Annotated in this window: 17 protein-coding genes and 1 pseudogene; 4 read left to right on the top strand and 14 right to left on the bottom strand. The window is 72.3% G+C overall.

The features are described 5' to 3' along the window. Positions 1-275: 275 nt before the first annotated feature. From ACJA3G_RS10960 to ACJA3G_RS10920, 9 genes are all read right to left on the bottom strand, one after another. A complete protein-coding gene (locus ACJA3G_RS10960; RefSeq protein WP_406552726.1) occupies positions 276-2,507 on the bottom strand; it encodes a catalase in 2,232 nt (743 codons plus the stop codon). Positions 2,508-2,765: 258 nt separating this feature from the next. After that, positions 2,766-3,581, bottom strand: a complete 816-nt coding sequence (locus ACJA3G_RS10955) for a glycosyltransferase family 2 protein (RefSeq protein WP_406552725.1) — start codon at positions 3,579-3,581, stop codon at positions 2,766-2,768. Continuing rightward, positions 3,566-4,585, bottom strand: coding sequence for a glycosyltransferase (locus ACJA3G_RS10950; protein ID WP_406552724.1), 1,020 nt, complete (start codon positions 4,583-4,585; stop codon positions 3,566-3,568). Before ACJA3G_RS10950 ends, ACJA3G_RS10955 begins: the two co-directional genes overlap by 16 nt. Next, the gene (locus ACJA3G_RS10945) at positions 4,582-5,652 is read right to left on the bottom strand and encodes a glycosyltransferase (protein WP_406552723.1); all 1,071 of its coding nucleotides are present in this window, start codon (positions 5,650-5,652) and stop codon (positions 4,582-4,584) included. Before ACJA3G_RS10945 ends, ACJA3G_RS10950 begins: the two co-directional genes overlap by 4 nt. Further along, complete coding sequence (locus ACJA3G_RS10940; RefSeq protein ID WP_406552722.1) at positions 5,649-6,740, bottom strand: glycosyltransferase family 1 protein; 1,092 nt, start codon at positions 6,738-6,740, stop codon at positions 5,649-5,651. Before ACJA3G_RS10940 ends, ACJA3G_RS10945 begins: the two co-directional genes overlap by 4 nt. Positions 6,741-7,016: 276 nt before the next feature. Then, a complete protein-coding gene (locus ACJA3G_RS10935) occupies positions 7,017-7,283 on the bottom strand; it encodes a DUF4235 domain-containing protein (protein WP_406552721.1) in 267 nt (88 codons plus the stop codon). A gap of 5 nt (positions 7,284-7,288) precedes the next feature. Next, on the bottom strand, positions 7,289-7,777 hold the full coding sequence (locus tag ACJA3G_RS10930; protein WP_406552720.1) for a DUF3618 domain-containing protein: 489 nt from the start codon (positions 7,775-7,777) through the stop codon (positions 7,289-7,291). Further along, positions 7,774-8,211 carry a phage holin family protein gene (locus ACJA3G_RS10925; RefSeq protein ID WP_406552719.1) on the bottom strand — a complete coding sequence of 146 codons (438 nt, stop codon included), beginning with the start codon at positions 8,209-8,211 and terminating at the stop codon, positions 7,774-7,776. Before ACJA3G_RS10925 ends, ACJA3G_RS10930 begins: the two co-directional genes overlap by 4 nt. A gap of 557 nt (positions 8,212-8,768) precedes the next feature. Next, positions 8,769-8,999 (bottom strand): chaplin, encoded by a 231-nt coding sequence (locus ACJA3G_RS10920; RefSeq protein ID WP_406552727.1) that lies wholly within the window; start codon positions 8,997-8,999, stop codon positions 8,769-8,771. A gap of 363 nt (positions 9,000-9,362) precedes the next feature. Between ACJA3G_RS10920 and ACJA3G_RS10915 the strand changes: the two genes are divergently transcribed. Beyond that, positions 9,363-10,619, top strand: coding sequence for a GNAT family N-acetyltransferase (locus ACJA3G_RS10915; protein WP_406552718.1), 1,257 nt, complete (start codon positions 9,363-9,365; stop codon positions 10,617-10,619). A gap of 1 nt (position 10,620) precedes the next feature. Here the strand turns inward: ACJA3G_RS10915 and ACJA3G_RS10910 are convergent, their stop codons facing one another. From ACJA3G_RS10910 to ACJA3G_RS10895, 4 genes and pseudogenes are all read right to left on the bottom strand, one after another. Beyond that, entirely contained in the window at positions 10,621-10,842 is a 222-nt protein-coding gene (locus ACJA3G_RS10910) for a hypothetical protein (RefSeq protein ID WP_406552717.1), read from the bottom strand. A 111-nt stretch (positions 10,843-10,953) separates the two neighbouring features. Next, positions 10,954-12,453 (bottom strand): IMP dehydrogenase, encoded by a 1,500-nt coding sequence (locus ACJA3G_RS10905; RefSeq protein WP_406552716.1) that lies wholly within the window; start codon positions 12,451-12,453, stop codon positions 10,954-10,956. 261 nt (positions 12,454-12,714) lie between these two features. Then, positions 12,715-13,698 carry a helix-turn-helix domain-containing protein gene (locus tag ACJA3G_RS10900; protein ID WP_406552715.1) on the bottom strand — a complete coding sequence of 328 codons (984 nt, stop codon included), beginning with the start codon at positions 13,696-13,698 and terminating at the stop codon, positions 12,715-12,717. A gap of 593 nt (positions 13,699-14,291) precedes the next feature. Beyond that, positions 14,292-14,876, bottom strand: a pseudogene (locus ACJA3G_RS10895) (helix-turn-helix domain-containing protein); the annotation flags it as partial. Positions 14,877-14,965: 89 nt separating this feature from the next. Here ACJA3G_RS10895 and ACJA3G_RS10890 point away from each other — a divergent pair. Next, complete coding sequence (locus tag ACJA3G_RS10890) at positions 14,966-15,592, top strand: class I SAM-dependent methyltransferase (protein WP_406552714.1); 627 nt, start codon at positions 14,966-14,968, stop codon at positions 15,590-15,592. Positions 15,593-15,668: 76 nt separating this feature from the next. After that, complete coding sequence (locus ACJA3G_RS10885; protein ID WP_406552713.1) at positions 15,669-16,169, top strand: DinB family protein; 501 nt, start codon at positions 15,669-15,671, stop codon at positions 16,167-16,169. A gap of 28 nt (positions 16,170-16,197) precedes the next feature. Here the strand turns inward: ACJA3G_RS10885 and ACJA3G_RS10880 are convergent, their stop codons facing one another. After that, positions 16,198-17,352, bottom strand: coding sequence for an alkene reductase (locus tag ACJA3G_RS10880; RefSeq protein ID WP_406552712.1), 1,155 nt, complete (start codon positions 17,350-17,352; stop codon positions 16,198-16,200). A 75-nt stretch (positions 17,353-17,427) separates the two neighbouring features. On the opposite strand from ACJA3G_RS10880, the gene ACJA3G_RS10875 reads away from it, so the two are divergent. Next, positions 17,428-17,814, top strand: a complete 387-nt coding sequence (locus ACJA3G_RS10875) for a MerR family transcriptional regulator (protein ID WP_406552711.1) — start codon at positions 17,428-17,430, stop codon at positions 17,812-17,814. The last annotated feature ends 89 nt before the right edge of the window (positions 17,815-17,903 follow it).

Below are 17,903 nucleotides of genomic sequence, written 5' to 3'. Positions count from 1 at the left end.
CGCCTCGGGGCCGCACCGGCGGACCGCGCGCCGCCGGCGTCGTGCACCACGCGCAGGCCCGTTCGGTCCGCCGTCGGGTTGTCATGGCTGGAATACGCATCAGGTACCCCGATGAGCGCATGTATGCCTGTGCGTACCGCCTGGTGCTGCGAGGAGTCGTACGAAGAAGGGTGCGCACGCGCATCGGCGTGTTCCCGCGTGGTGGTACGGGCGGGGGGGGACGCGGCGTGTGCCCGCGCGCCTGTGCGGCTGTACGGGCACACGCCGTCGCGCGCTCAGACAGCGGCCGGGAACCTGTCCCAGGCGCGGTGTTCGGCCAGCGCCTCGACGATCTTCTCCACGGCGGCCTGCCCGTTGTCACTCACCACGACCCCGGCCTCGTCCGTGCCGATGCCGGAGGCCTCGAACAGGCCCCGGGCATCGTTCCAGCCGCCGATCGCCTTGCCGTGCCGGTACGCCTCGGTGAGCAGCAACAGCACACGCGGGTCCGGTCCCTGGGGCGCGGGAGTGCCGGCCTTGGCGTCCCGTGCGCCGTAGGCGTCGGAGCCCGGCCGGGGCGTTCCGGCGAACAGGAGCGCGTCGTACTCGACCGAGCGGGCGGTGGCGAAGGTCCGCTGGACGGCCACGGGCTCACCGCCGGCGCCCAGGACGCCTCCGGCCGGCGCGATGACGAGGGGGACCATGCCCGCGGCCAGAACGGCCTGCCGCACGGTGCGCACGCTGTCCAGGTCGGCGGTGGCATCGGCGACGATACCGACCACCCGCCCGTCCGTCGGCCAGGTCTTTCCCAGCTGGGACAGGGCCGGGCTCGCGGTGGCGGCGGCGAGCGGAACGGTGGCCCCGGGCGCGGACAGGCCGAGCCCCTCGGCGACCTTCTCGCACAACTGCGTGTCGATGTTGGCCAGCACCTGCAAGGCGCGTTCCTTGACGGCCTGTTCGAAGCACTTGTTCAGTTCGAAGGTGTAGGCGGCGATGATGTGCTCGCGTTCCGGGGCGCTCATGCTGAGCCAGAAGAGCCGCGGCTGGGTGAAGTGGTCGGCGAAGGAGGCGGGTGCCTCGCGGACCTTGCTCGTCTCCGGGATACGGACCGGGGTCTCCACGTAGGCGCCCGCGTCGGGTCCCGCGAGGAAGGGGCAGCCGCCGTCCAGGCTGTTGGGCCGGTACGGTGCGACCCCGGTGTGCACGGCGGTCTGGTGCATGCCGTCCCGGAGCATGTCGTTGACGGGTACGTGCGGCCGGTTGATCGGGATCTGCGCGAAGTTCGGACCGCCGAGCCGGCTGATCTGCGTGTCGAGGTAGGAGAAGAGCCGGCCGGCGAGCAGCGGGTCGTCGGTGACGTCGATTCCCGGGACCAGGTGGCCGGGGTGGAAGGCGACCTGCTCGGTCTCGGCGAAGAAGTTCTTGGTGTTGGCGTTCAGCGTCATCAAACCGATGGGCTGGACCGGGGCGAGCTCCTCCGGAACGATCTTGGTGGGGTCGAGCAGGTCGATTCCCTCGAAGGTCTGGTCGGGGGTGTCGGGGAAGACCTGGATGCCGAGCTCCCACTGCGGGAAGGCACCCGCCTCGATCGCGTCGAACAGGTCACGCCGGTGGAAGTCCGGGTCCATCCCGTTGATGAGCTGCGCCTCCTCCCAGACCAGGGAGTGCACACCCAGCTTCGGCTTCCAGTGGAACTTCACCAGCACGCTCTTGCCGCCGGTGTCGACCAGGCGGAAGGTGTGGACCCCGAAGCCCTCCATCATCCGGTAGGAGCGCGGGATTCCGCGGTCGGACATGTTCCACAGCGCGTGGTGGGTGGCCTCGGTGTGCAGGGAAACGAAGTCCCAGAACGTGTCGTGGGCGCTCTGGGCCTGCGGGATCTCGCGGTCGGGGTGGGGTTTGGCGGCGTGCACGACGTCCGGGAACTTGATCGCGTCCTGGATGAAGAACACCGGGATGTTGTTGCCGACGAGGTCGAAGGTGCCCTCGTCGGTGTAGAACTTCGTCGCGAACCCCCGGGTGTCCCGTACGGTGTCGGCCGACCCCCGGGACCCGAGGACGGTGGAGAAGCGGACGAACACCGGTGTCTCCACGTCCTTCGCCAGGAAGGCCGCCCGGCACACCTCGGTGGCGGTGCCGTAGCCCTGGAAGACGCCGTGCGCGGCGGCCCCGCGCGCGTGGACCACCCGCTCCGGAATGCGCTCATGGTCGAAGTGGGTGATCTTCTCCCGCAGATGGTGGTCCTGGATGAGGACCGGACCCCGCGGCCCGGCCTTCAGGGAGTGGTCGCTGTCGTACAGCCGGGTCCCCTGAGCCGTCGTGAGGTAAGCACCGCTCTGCGCCGTGCGCGCCGGATCCGCCCCCGTGGCCTGGCCCGTCGCGCTCACGGTTTCCGGCCCCTGCTGGTCGGCCTTGGGCGGCAGCGGCTCGGCGGGCCGGGTCGGCTCGGCCAGCGGCGGCGACACGGGCCCCGGACTGCCCGGCAGGCCGCCGGTGCCGGAGTCCGGGGTGGGGTGCTCTGTCGTCATGGTCTCTCCCAGGGACGGTCGTCAGGACACCTCAGCCATGACCGGTGGACGGCCGGCCTCAAACGGGCCACCGGCGGTTGTCACCCGCATCCGCGGGGGTCCTCTGGCATCTGCCGGATTCCCGGGCGCCGGGCCGCACCCGGTGGTCGTGCCGGGGGTCGCGCTCGTGTCGGATGCCGTCGGTCCGGCGCTGGGCATACGGGTCCCCGTGCCCGGCGTCCGGCGCCGCACGCCGTATACGGCCGGGCCGGTGGCTCCTCACCTTTTGTGCCACGCGTCGGCGCCGGGGTCGTACACGGCCAGTCCCCGCGCCTCGAACGCGCGCAGCCAGCCCAGCATGGGCCACGTTCCCCAACGCCGTTTGTAGAGCGCCCCGTTACGGAGGATGTCGTCCAGGTGCTGGACAGGCGGCTCGTGCGTCGGGTGGTGCTGGTGGTACGCGGGGGCGCCGCCCACCCACCACAGGTCCACCCCGCGCCCGGCCGCCGCGGCGGCGAAGTCCGTGTCCTCGCCCCCGTAGCCGGTGTAGGACTCGCAGAAGCCCCCGATCCGCTTCCAGGTACGGGCGGTGAGGGCGAACGACAACGACCAGAACAGCCGCGGGTCTCCCCCGCGCCGGAGCTCCCCGTCGGCGGGGGCCGGACGCGCCGGATGGGGCGGCGCCAAGTCGGCCAGTACGGCCAGGTCGTAGCCCTCCGGTGGCGGGGGCGGCAGATAGGCGACCGTGCCGCACAGCAGGGCTCCGTCCTCGGCGGCGCCGGCGTAGGCGGCCAGCAGCGTGGGGCCGGGTACGCAGTCCACGTCGAGGAAGACCAGCAGGTCCGCGCCGTCTTCCAGGGCGCGCGCCGCCCCGGCGTTACGGGCCGCGGCCAGGGGCAGACGTCCGTCCGCCAGCGGCAGGGTGATCACGTCGGGCGCGGGCTCGCGGTCCGCGGTGAGCGGCGCGATTGCCGGATCGGCCATGGAGACGATCACATACCGGTCCGGGGTGCGCGTGCCCCGGGCGAGCCCGTCCTGCTGGAGGAGCAGGTGGGTGTGGCGGCCGGCGGCCAGGGTGATCACCGCGGTACGCAAGCGGCCTGCCTCCCCGAGCGGGCGGCCAGCTCGGTGAGCAGGCGTGCGGCCCGCTCGGCGCCGTCGCCGGGACACCAGTGGGCCCAGCGCCCGGGACGGGCGACCGCCTCGGCGAGCAGGGCCGGCCATTCCCCGGCGGTCGGCCAGGTCTCCCGCACGCTCGCCAGATCCGCCGCGCGCAGCGCCCGGGCGGTGGCGTGCTGTTCCCCGTACGGCCGGTCCTGCGGGATGACGACGGCGGGCACGCGCGCCGCGGCGCACTCCGCGATGGCGTTCTGCCCGGCGTGGGTGACGACGACGCTCGCGCGGCACAGCACCGGCCAGGGGTCCTCGATCCAGGGCGCCCCGGGGCCGCCGAGGACGGTCCAGGACCAGCCGGGGGTGGCCCGGGCCGCTTCCCGCAGGTGCGCGGCGGTGACGTCGGCGCCGCCGGCACCGAGCATCACGACGACCTCGTCGCGGGCCCGTGCCCGGTCGCCGTCGGCCGGCGGGCGGGGCCGGCGGTCGTAGCGGGAGATGCTTCCGGTGTGCACGGTCTTGGCGTACCAGTGCGAGGGCCAGCCCGGTTCGGGCAGGGAGCCGGGCCAGGGGGCGAGGAGGGCGTCCGCGAGGTCGTAGCCCAGACGGTGGGCCTCGTCCCGGCGGTCGCCGCGCATGGCCGCGACGACGACGGGGATTCCCATGAGCCGCGCCAGGGTGGCGGCCTCCACCGATACGTCGCTCACGAACAGCGCGGGGTGCTCCGCCCTGATCCACTCGGCGATGATCCCCATGCGTTCGCGATGGCCGCGGTGGTGCAGCGGTACCCAGTGCAGTCGCCCTCGGGCCGTGTGGTCGACGGGCTCGTCGGTGGTGTCCGGCGGCAGCGAGACCCACGGCCCGCGCCAGGTTCCGGGGCGGGGCAGCGAGGACAGGACGGTGACCGGCTCCGCCACCCGGGCCGCGACGCACTGCGCCCGGTGCAGGTGGCCGCGGCCCTGGTGGTGGACGTAGTAGCCGATCACCGCGTCACCGCCTCGTACAGCGTGGTGTAGGCGTCGGCGGTGTGCTCAAGCGAGCAGAACCGCTCGGCTCTGGCGCGGGCGGCACGGCGGTCGAGCCGCATCGCCCGCGGAATGAGCTCCGCCAGGGCCTCGACGTCCCCCGGTGGTGCCAGCAGACCGCAGTCCGGGGTGAGGATCTCCGCCAGCGCGCCGCGGTCGAAGCCGCAGACGGGCGTGCCGCAGGCCAGCGCCTCGGCGACCACCAGACCGTACGGTTCGTCCCAGCCCGGTGTCACCAGGGCGGCGGCCGACGTGCCCAGCAGTTCGACGAGATCCGTGCGGTCGAGGTGGCCGACGTACTCGGCGGCGCCGTCGTCGAGCAGGGGCGCGACCTCTTCCTCGAAGTACCGCTCGTCCGAGACCGGTCCCGCCAGCCGCAGCCGCACCCCGGCCGCGCGGGCCGCCCGGATGGCCAGGTGGGGGCCCTTCTCCGGCACCATGCGCCCGGACCACGCCAGTTCGGTCCCACCGGGGCCGGGTGTCCAGAAGTCGGTGTCGATGCCGTTGCGGACGACCAGCGCCTCGGGCACCATCGGCCGCCAGGCGCAGGCCGTTGACCGGCTGACGGCGGTGAACACGACGGGGCACGCGTCATGGGTCTGGATGGCCGACTCCAGCCAGGGGGTGGGCGGCGTGTGCAGTGTGGTGATCACCGGGACCCGCAGCGCCGACGCCATCGCGACCGGCAGATAGTGCAGGCTGTTGTTGTGCACCACGTCGAAACGCCGCTCGCCGTCCCGTGCCAGGTCGAGCATGAGCCCCAGGTAGGCGTGGTGCTCCTCCATCCAGGTGGTGCTCGGCATACTGGCGTCCGAGCGCGCCGCCGCGCTCAGCACCGCCCGGCGCACGGGCAGCTCGCGCGCCCCGAGCGCCGGGTCGGAGCCGGGCGCCGCGAAGAGTTCCACCCGGTGCCCGCGCCGGGTCAGGGCATGCGCCAGCCCCCAGGTGTGCGCTTCGAGCCCGCCGGCGAACGGCTCCTTGATGGGAAAACGCGCCGACGCGATGAGGGCCACCCGCAAGGTGCTCATCGGAGCAGACGGGAGTAGAGAGCCCGGTGGGCGGCGGCGAGTTCGACGCGTTCGCGCGTACGGTGGCGCTCGGTGGCCCGGGGCGCCGGCCTCTCCTCGTAGGCCCGCAGCACGGCCTTGCGCAGCGAGTCCTCGTCGAGTCCGCCTTCCTGGGTGTGCCCGTACGTCAGACAGGGGCGCTGCTGCGCGTAGAACCCGCAGTCCGGGGCCGCGACCGCGGTGCCCAGGTCGTGGCACGCCTCCAGCCACCCCGAGTGCGTGCCGAACAGATAGGGCAGCACGGACAGGTCGAGCGACGCGAGGTAGTCCCAGAGCTGCTCGTCGTCGAAGTAGTCGTGGATGGCGAGGGTGAGACGACCGCGACGCTCCAACTCCCGCAGCTCCGCCAGCAGTTGCGGCGCGTGGGCCCGCGCGGCGGGGTCCGCCACCTCTCGGTGGATGTTCACCTGGAGCTCCGCGTCCGCGAGCTCGGCCACGGTGTCGGCGAGTACGCGGACGACGGGCAGGACGGACATGTTGGGCCGCAGGCTCTTGGCGTGCACCCCCACCCGGAACCGGTCGCGGACCGGTCGGGGCCGGGTCAGCCGCGGCAGCTCCACCACATGGGGGTGCGGCAGGACGGTCGCCGTCCGGTTCCACCGGCCACGGATGATCCGGGCCGCGCCCGGGGTGAGCGTGATGAGCCGGTCGGCGGCCGGAACGATGACGTTCAGGGCCGCGTCGTGGATCGCGGGATCCGGCTGATGAGGGTTGCGCAGGTCGTGCACCGTGTAGACGAGGGGTTTGCCGTGCCGCCGGAGCGCGTCCACGAGGGCGGACAACTGCGCGGGGCTCTGGGCGTCGAACCCGAAGTGCAGATGGAAGACGTCGAAGTCCTTGTGGTGGCCGCTCACCCAGTCCGGATCGAGCATGACCGGCGGCCACCAGCGCTCCGACGTGCTGGGCGCGCCGTTGGGCCGGGGGTCCGCCAGCCGCCTGACGCCGTCGCCTTCCGGCGCCGAGCAGTGCCGTACGTACACATGGCCCGCGGGCACGGACGCGACCCGGATCTCGCCGGGGGGTCGGGCGGAAGAAGCGCGGTCGGCCACGGTGACACTCCTCTGGAGAGAGGAGCGGGCGGCCCGCTCCCCCCTCCAGTCTGTTGAGCGTCACCGGATACCGCATGTGGGCGCAGGGCCGGGTGGCAGTGGAGGGGCCTGTCGTGGCGTACGGCGGGTTCGGGAGGCGGCGTACGGATGTGGGCCACTCGGGTGAGGCATCCCCTCGCCCCCCGGCCCGGTGCGGCAGACTTGGGACGAGCCGTCCGCAGGTATACCGAAGGGGATGCCGGTCTGCCTAGAACCGGCACCCCCTGGTTCGCTCGGTCAGCCCGGCCAGGTGCCGGTCAGACGGCGGGTCGCGGTGGCTCCGCCGCGGTCGACGGCGGCCTTGACCGTGGCGAAGATCGCGCCCTGCAGCGCGGCGGCCAGCACGACTTCGCTCCACGTGCGCTCTTCGTCGGTGGCGTCGGGGGCGTCCTCGTCGTGCCCGAGGGCCTTCCACGCCTGCTTGAACAGGGCGCTCGCGAGCAGACCGCTGACGGCTCCGAGAGCCAGGCCCACCGGCTTGTAGACGATTTTCGATGCCTTCATCGGGGTCACCCCTTCCGGCGGCAGGCCAGCCACACCAGCACGGCCGCCCCGGCGGCTGCCAGCAGCAGGGTGCGGTTGTCACGGGCCATCCGCGCCCCCTGGGCGGTCTTGTGCTGTACGGGTTCGGGGGCCGTATCGTGCCAGAGCCGGCCGGCCTGGGCGGCCGTCGCGCGGGCCCGCTCGGCCGCCTGGGAGGCCTTGTCCTTGACCGGATCGGGCACCTTCTCCTGCGCCTGATGGGCCATGTCCACGGCCTTGGTCTTCAGCTCGTCGGCCTTGGTCTTCAGTTCATCGGCCTTGCTCTTCAGCTCGTCGGCCTTGGCCGCGGCCTGTTCCTTGACGGCGGTCGCCTTCTCCTGCGCACGGCCCTTGACGTCTGCCTTGGCAGCGAGCGCCTCGACCGTCTCGCCGAGGTCGGCACGGGTCTGTTCGACGTGCTCGCGCAGTTCCTCGCGGCCTGCGTCCGCGGACTCGTCCTGGGGTCGCTGGGTCATCGCTGTGCGCTCTCCTTGATCTCGGCCACGTCGGCCTTCACGTTCTCGATCGCCTGCTCAGGAACGGGCGGTGCGGCCTGGCTGACCTGCTTCTTTCCACTCAGGGCGAGCACGGCCGCGATCACTGCCAGTACGGCGGTCACGATCAGCGCCGCAGCCCACACGGGCAGGGGGACGGCCAGCGCCGCGATGGCGGTGGCCACCAGCGCCTGGAGCATCAGGAAGCCGACCACTCCGGCGCCGCCGAAGAGCCCGCCCCCCTTGCCGTAGCGCTTGCCCTTCTCCTTCATCTCCGCCTGCGCCAGGCGCATTTCCCCGCGCACCAGCTCCGTCAACTGCTGCGAAGCCCGGTGCACCAGCTCGCTCACCGGCTCCTGTCCGGAGTGGCGCGGGCTGTGGTCGAACCCGGTTTCCCTCGGATGCGTGCCCGTCATGGCGGTCACCTCCCGTCGCTCTCGTTCCTGCGGGCCGGGGGAACCGACCCTTCTCATGGCCCGCGAGTACCCCGAACATCGCAGTTCAGTGGGCAATCGGCACACTCGGCGCAGAAAACGTCCCGAGAAGGTGGCCAGGAGGGCCGCGGCGGCCCGCCGCCAACATGTCCCGGCGGGGCCCGCCCGTCGCGAAGGGCCGCCCACCTGCGGCAACGCGGACAAAGCCCCAGCGGCCTCAGGAACCACGGAACAGCCGGGTTACACCAAGGAGTACGGGTTACCCGCAATGGTGAAGCCTCTGGGACGCCGCGGCGGCGGCCCCGGACGGCTTGTCCTGTGTGTGCTCGGCGGTGTGGGGCTGCGGAGCGCACAACGCCGGCCCGCTCAGCAGATCCGAGCGGGCCGGCACACTCACGTTCCGTACATCGGGTCCGTACATCGGGCCGGACACTCACGTTCCGTACATACGGACGCTTCGTCGCCGGCAGAGCGGCAGCGCGCCCCGGCGGACACCGCTGGGGCCGGGGCGAGAGGAGAACAGCCGCAAGGGTGGCAGGTCAGTTGTTGACGCAGGTGTTCCCGAACGCCGGGTTGAGCAGCCCGATCACATTGATGGAGTTGCCGCACACGTTGATGGGCACGTGCACGGGGACCTGCGCCATGTTCCCCGACAGCACACCGGGCGAGTGCGTGGCGGCACCGTGGGCGCCCGCATCCGCAGAGGCGACCGAGGCACCGCCGGCAACCGCCGCACCGGCGGCGAGAACGGTGGCGGACAGCTTCAGCATCGAAGACACAGAGAAACTCCTTGCACAGGGGAACGAGCCGAGCCCCGCCGGACGGCCGGGACACCCACCACAACGCCGCCCGCGCCCTCCAGGTCACCCTCGACGACCCGTTCGACTCGGCGTTCCCCCACCGTGGTCGGGGCCGGTGGCCGGAGCCGTCGTCCAGCGGCCCCACCCACCGGCCCCGACAGGGCAGTTACCTGCGCCTGCGCACTCAGCCGAGCGGGGCACCGAGCATCACCGAAGCCCTGGTCCGGGACCGTCCAGCACGGCTAATTCGCTTGACCGGCCCCGGAGTCGGCGTTGCACTGTGGCGGGACACCGCGCGGCGCGGTGTCGGCATCCCGGAGAGGCGCGGCAGCGATGGAGATACGTTCCACCACCGACCAGGACTTCGACGTCTTCGTCGATACCCTCTTCGCCGCGTTCGCGCGCTTCCCGGAACCCCCGGCCGAAGGCGGCGGCGCCTGGTGGTCGGCGCTCGAAATGGACCGGGGTCTGTTCGCGGTGACGCCGGAGGGGCAGCGGGTCGGAACCGCCGGTGCGTACTCCTTCGAGCTCACTCTCCCCGGCGAGAACCTCGTCCCGGCCGCCGGGGTGACCGCGGTCGGCGTCCTGCCCTCGCACCGACGCCGGGGTGTGCTCAGCGCGATGATGCGGCATCAGCTCACGGACCTGCGGGCCCAGGGGGAAGCCCTCTCGGTGCTGCTGGCCTCCGAAGCCGTGATCTACCGCAGGTTCGGCTACGGTCCGGCGACCTACACGCGGCGGCTGACCGTGCCCCGCCACAAGGCCGCGCTCGCCCTGCCCCGGGCGCAGGCGACGACCGGCGCCCCGGCGGCCGGGACGGGCACCGGCTCGGGCACGGGCTCGGACACGGGCTCGGTAGAGCTGCTGAGGCGGGCCGACTGCGGCGAGATCCTGGAAGCGGTCTACGACCGGTACCGGCGCACACAGCCCGGCGCGCTGTCACGACCGCACCGCTGGTGGGCCCTGGGCGCGGGGCAGCCTCCGGTCTCTTCGGCACGGCGCTACGTGGCCGTGCACCGGGACGCCGAGGGCGTACCGGACGGGTACGCCAGCTACACACTCGCCGAACCCGACACCCTGACGGTCGACGAGACCATCGCCACCGACGACGCGGTCTTCACGGCCCTGGCCCGGTTCCTCCTCGGCCACGACCTGGTCGGTGAGGTCGTGTTCAAGCACTTCCCGCCCGAGCACCCGCTGCGCTGGCAGTTGGCGGACTTCCGCGCGGGCCGGGTGAGCGACGACACCGACTGGCTGTGGGTGCGGCTGCTGGACGTCCCGCAGGCGCTGAGCGCGCGCGGCTACCTCACCGACGGCGAGCTCGTCCTCGACGTCGACGACTCCTTCCTCGGCGAGCACGGCCGCTATCTGCTGACCGTCCGGGACGGCAAGGCCGAGTGCGTCCCGACGGACCGGGAGCCCGACCTGTCGCTGGACGTCAGCGATCTGGGCTCGGTCTACCTCGGCGGCACCGCCCCGAGCACGCTCGTACGAGCCGGACACATCCGCGCCCACCACCCGGGCGCCGCCGCCCTCGCCGACGCCCTGTTCCGCGCCGAACGCGCCCCGCACTGCCTGCACTGGTTCTGACTCACCCGCCGACTCGCCACCGCTGCACCCGAGTTGCGCGGACTCCGCCCGCCCTCTCCCGGTGGAAGGTCGCGATGATGTCGTCGGTCGCGGCACGCTGTGCGGCGGCATCGGGCAGCAGCTCAAGGAGCGGCGGCTCGTGGGCGACCAGCGTGCGGATTTGTCCGGGCTGCCGGGTGACCGGCGCGAGCCCGGTCACCGCGCCGCCGCTGCTGCCGAACAACTCGGCGGTGTCGGCACCGGCCCCGGCGGCATGGCACCAAGCCGGACGGCCAGGTCGTCGTGTGCGTCGCAACCGACGGCCCTGCCGTCCGACGGCTCGTGTCGGCGTGCGTCAGGAGACGGCCACCGGAGTGTCCCGCAGGGTGACGTTGGCGTGGCTCTCCTGGAAGCTCTGGTCCGAGACGAGGGTCAGCCGGGCCGTGGACCGGAACTCCGGCAGGGTCCTGGAGCCGCACGAGACCATCGTCGTTCTGAGCTTGGCAACGGTCAGGGCGAGCCCTTCGTCGAGGTCGCCGGCGTACGGTACGTATCCGTCCACGCCCTCCTCGAAGACCAGCCCCTGGCCGCCTCCCTGGCCATAACGCTGCCAGTTGCGGGCCCGGTTGGAGCCCTCGCCCCAGTACTCCTTCACGAAGCCGTCGCGGGTGGGCAGCTTCGCGCCGGCCGCCTGGTCGAAGCGCGCGAAGTACCGCCCCATCATGACGAAGTCGGCTCCCATCGCCAGCGCCAGGGCCACGTGGTAGTCGTGCACCAGCCCGCCGTCGGAGCAGACCGGTACGTACTCACCGGTGCGCTCAAGAAACGCGTCCCGGGCCGCGGCGACGTCCAGGACCGCGCTGGCCTGACCGCGGCCGATGCCCTTCTGGTCGCGGGTGATGCAGATGGAGCCACCGCCCACACCGACCTTGACGAAGTCCGCGCCCGCCTCGGCGAGGAAGGTGAACGCCTCGCCGTCGACCACGTTCCCGCCGCCGACCGGGATCTCCGGGTAGTGCTTCTTCACCCAGGTCAGAGCCTGCGCCTGCCAGTCGCTGTAGCCGTCGGAGGAGTCGAAGCACAGCACGTCCGCACCCGCCTCAAGCAGGGCCGGGACGCGCTCCTGGTAGTCGTGCGTGTTGATGCCCGCGCCCACGCGCAGCCGCTTGGCCGCGTCCACGAGCTGGTTCGGGAAACGCTTGTTGTCCGCGTAGTCGGAGCGGAACACCAGATACTGCAGACGCCCCTCGGTGTCCAGCACCGGGAGGCAGTCCAGCCGTTCGTCCCACAGCCGCGCGTTGGCCTCGGAGAGCGTGAGGTCGGGCCCGGCGTGGGCGAGGTCGGCGACCGCGGTCATCCGGCCGCTGACGGGGCCGTCCAGGTCGTGGCGCTGGGGGTGGAAGTCCCGGGAGGTCACCAGTCCGAGCAGGCGGCCGGTGGCGGTCCCGTCGTGGGTGACCGCGGCGGTGCTGTGGCCGGTGCGGCGCATGACGTCGACCAGACGGCCCAGGCTGTCGTCGGGCCGGACGTTGGTGTCGCTGGTGACGAAACCGGCCTTGAAGTTCTTCACCTGGCGGACCGCCGCGGCCTGGTCCTCGATCGGCTGGTTGTGATGCAGGAAGCTGAGACCGCCGTTGCGCGCGAGGGCGATCGCGAGCTCGGGTGTGCTGACGGCCTGCATGATCGCGGAGGTGAACGGCGAGAGCAGCTCGATCGCCGGTGCCTCGCCTGCGATGTGCCGCACCAGCGGCGCGCGCAGCTCGACGGTCGCGGCCGAGGTGTCGGTCCGAGTCCGGTTCGGCAAAAGCAGGAACTCGTTGAACGTCCTTGAGACCTCGGCGATGATCTGTGCCACTCGTTCCTCCTGACCCGTCGGCCGGGGCCCGGCTGACCCCGCCGTGATCGCCCCCGTGTTCCAGAGCCCGAGCAGGCAGAGACCGGCACCGCGGACGTGGAGGTGCCACCGTCCGCGGCAGAGCCCTGACCGGCCCATGGATCGAACGGGGTGCGGTCGTGACCTGGAACCATAGCGGCCGACGCGGCAGTTGTACGAATCGTGATCGGCGCGGCCGGACTCGGTGCCGGGCCGCCGCGCGGCGCACGGCCGGCGCGGCGTTCAGAGCGGCCCCGGCCCGAGGGCGGCACGCCGGTGCTCGCCCGGCGGCACACCGTAGGTGGCGCGGAAGGCCCGGCTGAAACTCTCGGGGCCGCCCAACCCCCACCGCAGGGCGATGTCACGCACGGACATGTGCCGCAGAGCCGGGTCGGCCAGGTCGGTGTGGCATCCCTCCAGCCGTCGACGGCGGATCGAGGCGGCCACCGTCTCGTGGTGGTCGCGGAAGAGGTGGTGCAACTGCCGTAGCGAGATGTGGTGGTGGGCGGCGACGGCTGCCGGATCGAGTCGGGGATCGGCCAGGTTGTCCTGAAGGAAGAGGTCGATACGGGCCAGGAGGAGCCGGCGGCGGGTCTCCGTCGGCAGGCGCGCCGCCGCGTCGGCCCGTTCCGCCAGGAATCCGGCGGCCAGGTCCAGGCTGGTCACCCCGAGCCGGGCACAGTCCTGCTCGGTCAGCTCCCGGGCCTCTCCCGCCACGGCGACCAGGTAGTGGGCGAGTATGCGGCCCATACCGTTCCCGGCGGACAACGTGTGCGCGAGCACACCGCGGAGCCTGGACTCGGGCACGGGAATCAGCGCTCTCGGCAGGTTCAGCACGATCGCCCGCGAGCCCCCGTCCCCCGGTTCGCAGCCTGCCACACCCCGGTACGGGGACGAGGACGACCACATCGCGAAGTCGCCCGGACCGAGCCGGGCCTGGCTGCGCCCTTGGGAGACGGCCATGGACCCGCCGAGGATGAGCGCGAGTTCGTAGCTCTCCGGATCGCCCTGGCGCACGAGTGCGGACGTCCGCTCGGAGCACAGTTCGGGGAAACGCATCGTGGTGAGGTGCAGGCGCCCCAGGGGCAGGGCGCCGATACTCCCTTCGAAGCGGTCGGCGTCGCTGGTGATGTGCACCGGTGCCACGCCCCGGCCGACGGCCTCGCGCCACCAGGTGAACTGCTCTTCCTGCGGTAGACCTGCGGTGTCGAAGTACGTGTACGCCATGAGCTGCCCTCCCGGGAGACTCCTGCTCGTACACCCACGGTGCTCATGGTCGACGGCGGTGGGCCACGCACACCCCGGAACATGGCCGGGCCGTCGCCCGGAATGGCTGACGCGTCCTCGATACCGCCCTGCGCACGCGCGGCGGCACAGACTCCTGCGGGGGCCGTTCGTTGTCCGGTTCTTACCGTGTTCCCGGCCGTGCCACGGCCCCGACCGGCCACCAACCAGCCACCAACCGGACGCCAACCGGCGCCCACCGAATGGTTGGACAGGAGAGCCGGGCACATACCAGACTCCCACCTGATGGTTGGAGATCAACTCTCCGGCCCCGACCAGGAGGATTCATGTCCGCGCGCCAGCCCGCCGCCGCTCCGTCCATCCACCGCCGCGCCGTGATCACCTGGCTGGCCGTCTACCCGACCATCACCCTCGTCCTCGCCCTGATCGGCCCGGCCACGGCCCATCTGCCGCTCCTGCTGCGGACGTTGATACTCACCGTGATAGTCGTCCCCGTCGCCGCCTACGTCCTCATCCCGCTGCTGACGAGGGCGAACGCCGCGCTGGCCCGGCGCTGACCGCGCCCCGGGCCGGGGCGGCGGATCGGGGTCGGTACGTACGTGTGCCCGCAGCCCCTGCGGGCCGAACAGGATGAGCAGTTCGACCGCGCCACCGTCGGCGCTGCCCAGCCAGTGGGGCGACGACGTGTCGAACTCGGCCGCCTCACCGGGCGGCAGCGTCAGATCGCGCTCCCCCGTCACGAGCCGCAGACGTCCGCTGAGTACGTAGAGCCATTCGAAGCCCTCATGGGTCTGCGGAGCCGGTTCCAGCGGCTGCGGCCGGGCGGGGATGATCATCTTGAAGGCGTGGACCCCGCCGGGCCGCCGGGACAGGGGCACGAAGGTCATCCCGAACCGGCTGACCGGCTTGAGGTGGATCCGGGGGTCGCCGGTGCGCGGGGCTCCGACCAGGTCGTCCAGCGGGACGCCGTAGATCCTGGCGAGCGGGAGCAGCAGCTCCAGGGTCGGCCGGCGCTGTCCGCTCTCCAGCCGGGACAGGGTGCTCTCCGAGACGCCGGTCCTCGCCGCGAGGTCGGCGAGGGTGATGCCGCGGGCTCGGCGCAGCACACGCAGCCGCGGCCCCACCGCGTCGAGTACGTCCTCGTCCGTCCTTGCGTCCATGGCCCCACCTTGCCATTACGGCAAGATTCCGTGCCAGGTCGCCCCTCCCCTGCCGACACTGAGCGCCTACCGACGCTTGAGGAGTCTTGATGAACACCGATGACGCGCTCGCGTTCTGGGACGGCGTGTACGCGGGCCGCCCGGCGGCGAGCCATCCGCGCCCCAATGTCCGCCTCACCGAGACGGCGACGGGGCTGGTGCCCGGGGACGCCCTGGATCTCGGCTGCGGCGAAGGCGGCGACGCCCTGTGGCTCGCCGCCCAGGGGTGGCGGGTCACCGCCACGGACATCTCGGCCGTGGCGGTCGAGCGGCTCAGCGACCTCGCCGACGCACACGGTCTCGGCGACCGCCTCACAGCCGTACGGTACGACCTGCACACGTCGTTCCCGCCCGGCGCGTTCGACCTCGTCTCCGCCCACTACCTGCATACTCCCCACGTCCTGGACCGGGCGGCCGTCCTGCGCTCGGCCGCACACGCGGTACGCCCCGGCGGACGGCTGCTGGTGGTCGACCACGGCTCTGCCGCGCCGTGGTCGTGGAACCAGGACCCCCAGACGCGGTACCCGAGTCCGCGGGAAGTCGCCGCAGAGGTCGAACTGGCCCCGCACACATGGACGGTCGAGCGGGCCGACGCGGCCCGCCGGATCGCCACCGGCCCGGGCGGGCGCACTGCCGAGGTCACCGACCACGTCCTGCTCATCCGCCGCACCGCGTGACGCGAAGATCCGGCACCACATCCCGGCACCACATTCCGCCGACACGTCACGGTCCGGCGACGCAAAGGAGACCACCATGGCCGGCACACCACGCCGCGGCCACCATCGGGACACCCCTCCGCCCCGGACCGGGAGCGGTGAGATCGAGGTCCTGCGCGGCTTCCTCGACTATCTGCGGACGTCGGTCGCCGCGAAGGCCGACGGGGCACCCGAGCCGCAGGTGCGGACAGCAGCGGTGCCGTCGGGCACCAACCTGCTCGGTCTGCTCAACCATCTGACGTACGTCGAGCGCTCGATGTTCCTCGGGGAGGACATCACCGACTGGCCGTCGACGTTCCGGGCGCCCCCGGCGGAGAGTGCGGCGGACGTCGTGACCCGCTACCGGGAGACGGTCGAGCGCGCGAACGACGTTCTCGACGGGTGCGCCGACCCCGGCGCGCCGGTCCCCCGATCGGTGCCGGGGCGCCCGGGCCCCAGCCTTCGATGGGCGCTGACCCATATGATCGAGGAGACCGGCCGCCACGCGGGCCACGCGGACATCCTGCGTGAACTGATCGACGGCTCGACCGGCCGTTGAATGGGATGGGCGCCTGACCGACAGCCCGTCAAGCCGCCCGCTCCGACCCGAGGACCGAGCCAACCGTCTCGCCCCAGGTGGGGTAATCGGTGTAACCGGTCGGCCCGCCCACGTACATCGTGTACTTGTCCCGCACCTCGTTCAGGGGCGCGCCGCTGCGCAGGCGCTCGACCAGGTCGGGGTTGGCGAGGAAGGCGCGGCCCAGCGCGATCACGTCGGCGCCCGCCGCCAACAGGCGCTCGGCCGCGTTCCGTCCGCCGTCGGCGGGCAGGGGGGCGGGCCAGCCGAGGTTCGGGTTGGCCATCAGCGTGCCTCGCCAGGTGCCGCGGACGAGGGCGAAGACCGGCTGCTCCGGGTCGGCCGACTCCAGGTGGAGATAGGCGAGGTCGAGGTCCGCCAGGGCGGCCATGAGCTCGGTGTAGACCGCTTCGGTGTCGCCCTCCTCGATCCCGTTGACCGTGTTCGCCGGTGAGATCCGCAGCCCCGTACGGTCCGCTCCGATCGCGTCGGCCACGGCCCGCGTCACCTCGACCGCGAAGCGGACGCGGCGGGACACCGAACCGCCGTAGGCGTCATCCCGCCGGTTGGTGTTCTCGGCCATGAACTGGTGCAGGAGCATTCCGTTGGCGGCGTGCACCTCGACCCCGGCGAAGCCCGCGTCCACCGCGTTGCGGGCCGCCTGGGCGAAGTCGGCGACGGTGGCGTGGATGTCCGCGACGGTCATGGCGCGGGGCACCACGGCGGGCCTGCGTCCGGTGGGGGTGTGGATCGTCTCGGGCAGCGCTGTCGGCGACGGGGCCACCGGCGTGAGCCCGCTGTTGTCTGGGTGGCCCACCCGTCCCCCGTGCTGGAGTTGGAGGAACATCCTGCCGCCTGCGGCACGTACCGCGTCGGTGACCCTCCTCCAGCCCGCGATCTGTGCGGCGCTGTGGATCCCGGGGATGTTGGGGTAGGTCTGTCCCACGGCGTTCGGTGTGGTGCCCTCGGCGATGATCAGCCCGGCCGAGGCGCGCTGGGCGTACTGCGTGGCCATCAGCTCCCCCGGAACACCGTCGGCACCGGCCCGGTTGCGCGTGAGCGGTGCCATGACCAGGCGGTTCGGCAGGTCCAGCGGGCCGAGGCGGGCGGGGGTGAAGAGGGCGGAGGTCACTGTTGTCTGCGAAGTCTGCGCTGTCTGCGTCATGCCCGTACGGTAGAAGTTGACACCGGTGTCAGGTTCAAGAGGCACGGGGCGATCCCGTCGCGGACAGGGGGAAACATGCGGGTCGGAGAGCTTGCCCACCGTACGGGCGTGAGTGAACGCTCGTTGCGTTACTACGAGAAGCAGGGCCTGCTGACCGCCGAGCGGACTCCCGGCGGCCACCGCGAGTTCGGCGAGTGGGCGGTCGACCGGGTCATCCGCATCCAGGCCCTGTACGCCGCGGGCCTCAACAGCGCCAAGATCGCCGCCCTGTTGCCCTGCATGCGGGACGCGGACGGCGGTCCTTCGGCGCGGGCGACGGAACGGCTGGTCGCCGAACTCGCGGAGGAGCGCCGCCGGATCGACCGGCTCATCGCGGATCTGCTGCGCTCCCGGGATGTGCTGGACGAGGTCATGGAACTGGCCGCACAGCCGCGCGGGGCGGCGTCCGCGTCCGCCGGATAGACCCGCGGAGGCTCCGTCCGCCGACGCGCGGGCAGCGCCGCCTCCCCCATCGAAGCCTCACGCGTACGCGCGCAAGTACGCCTCCAGCT

Source organism: Streptomyces sp. YS-3 (assembly GCF_045257485.1).
In the GTDB taxonomy this organism is placed as follows: Bacteria; Actinomycetota; Actinomycetes; order Streptomycetales; family Streptomycetaceae; genus Streptomyces.
The sequence above is the reverse complement of the archived record's forward strand: the minus strand, read 5'-3'. Positions and strand labels throughout refer to the sequence as shown.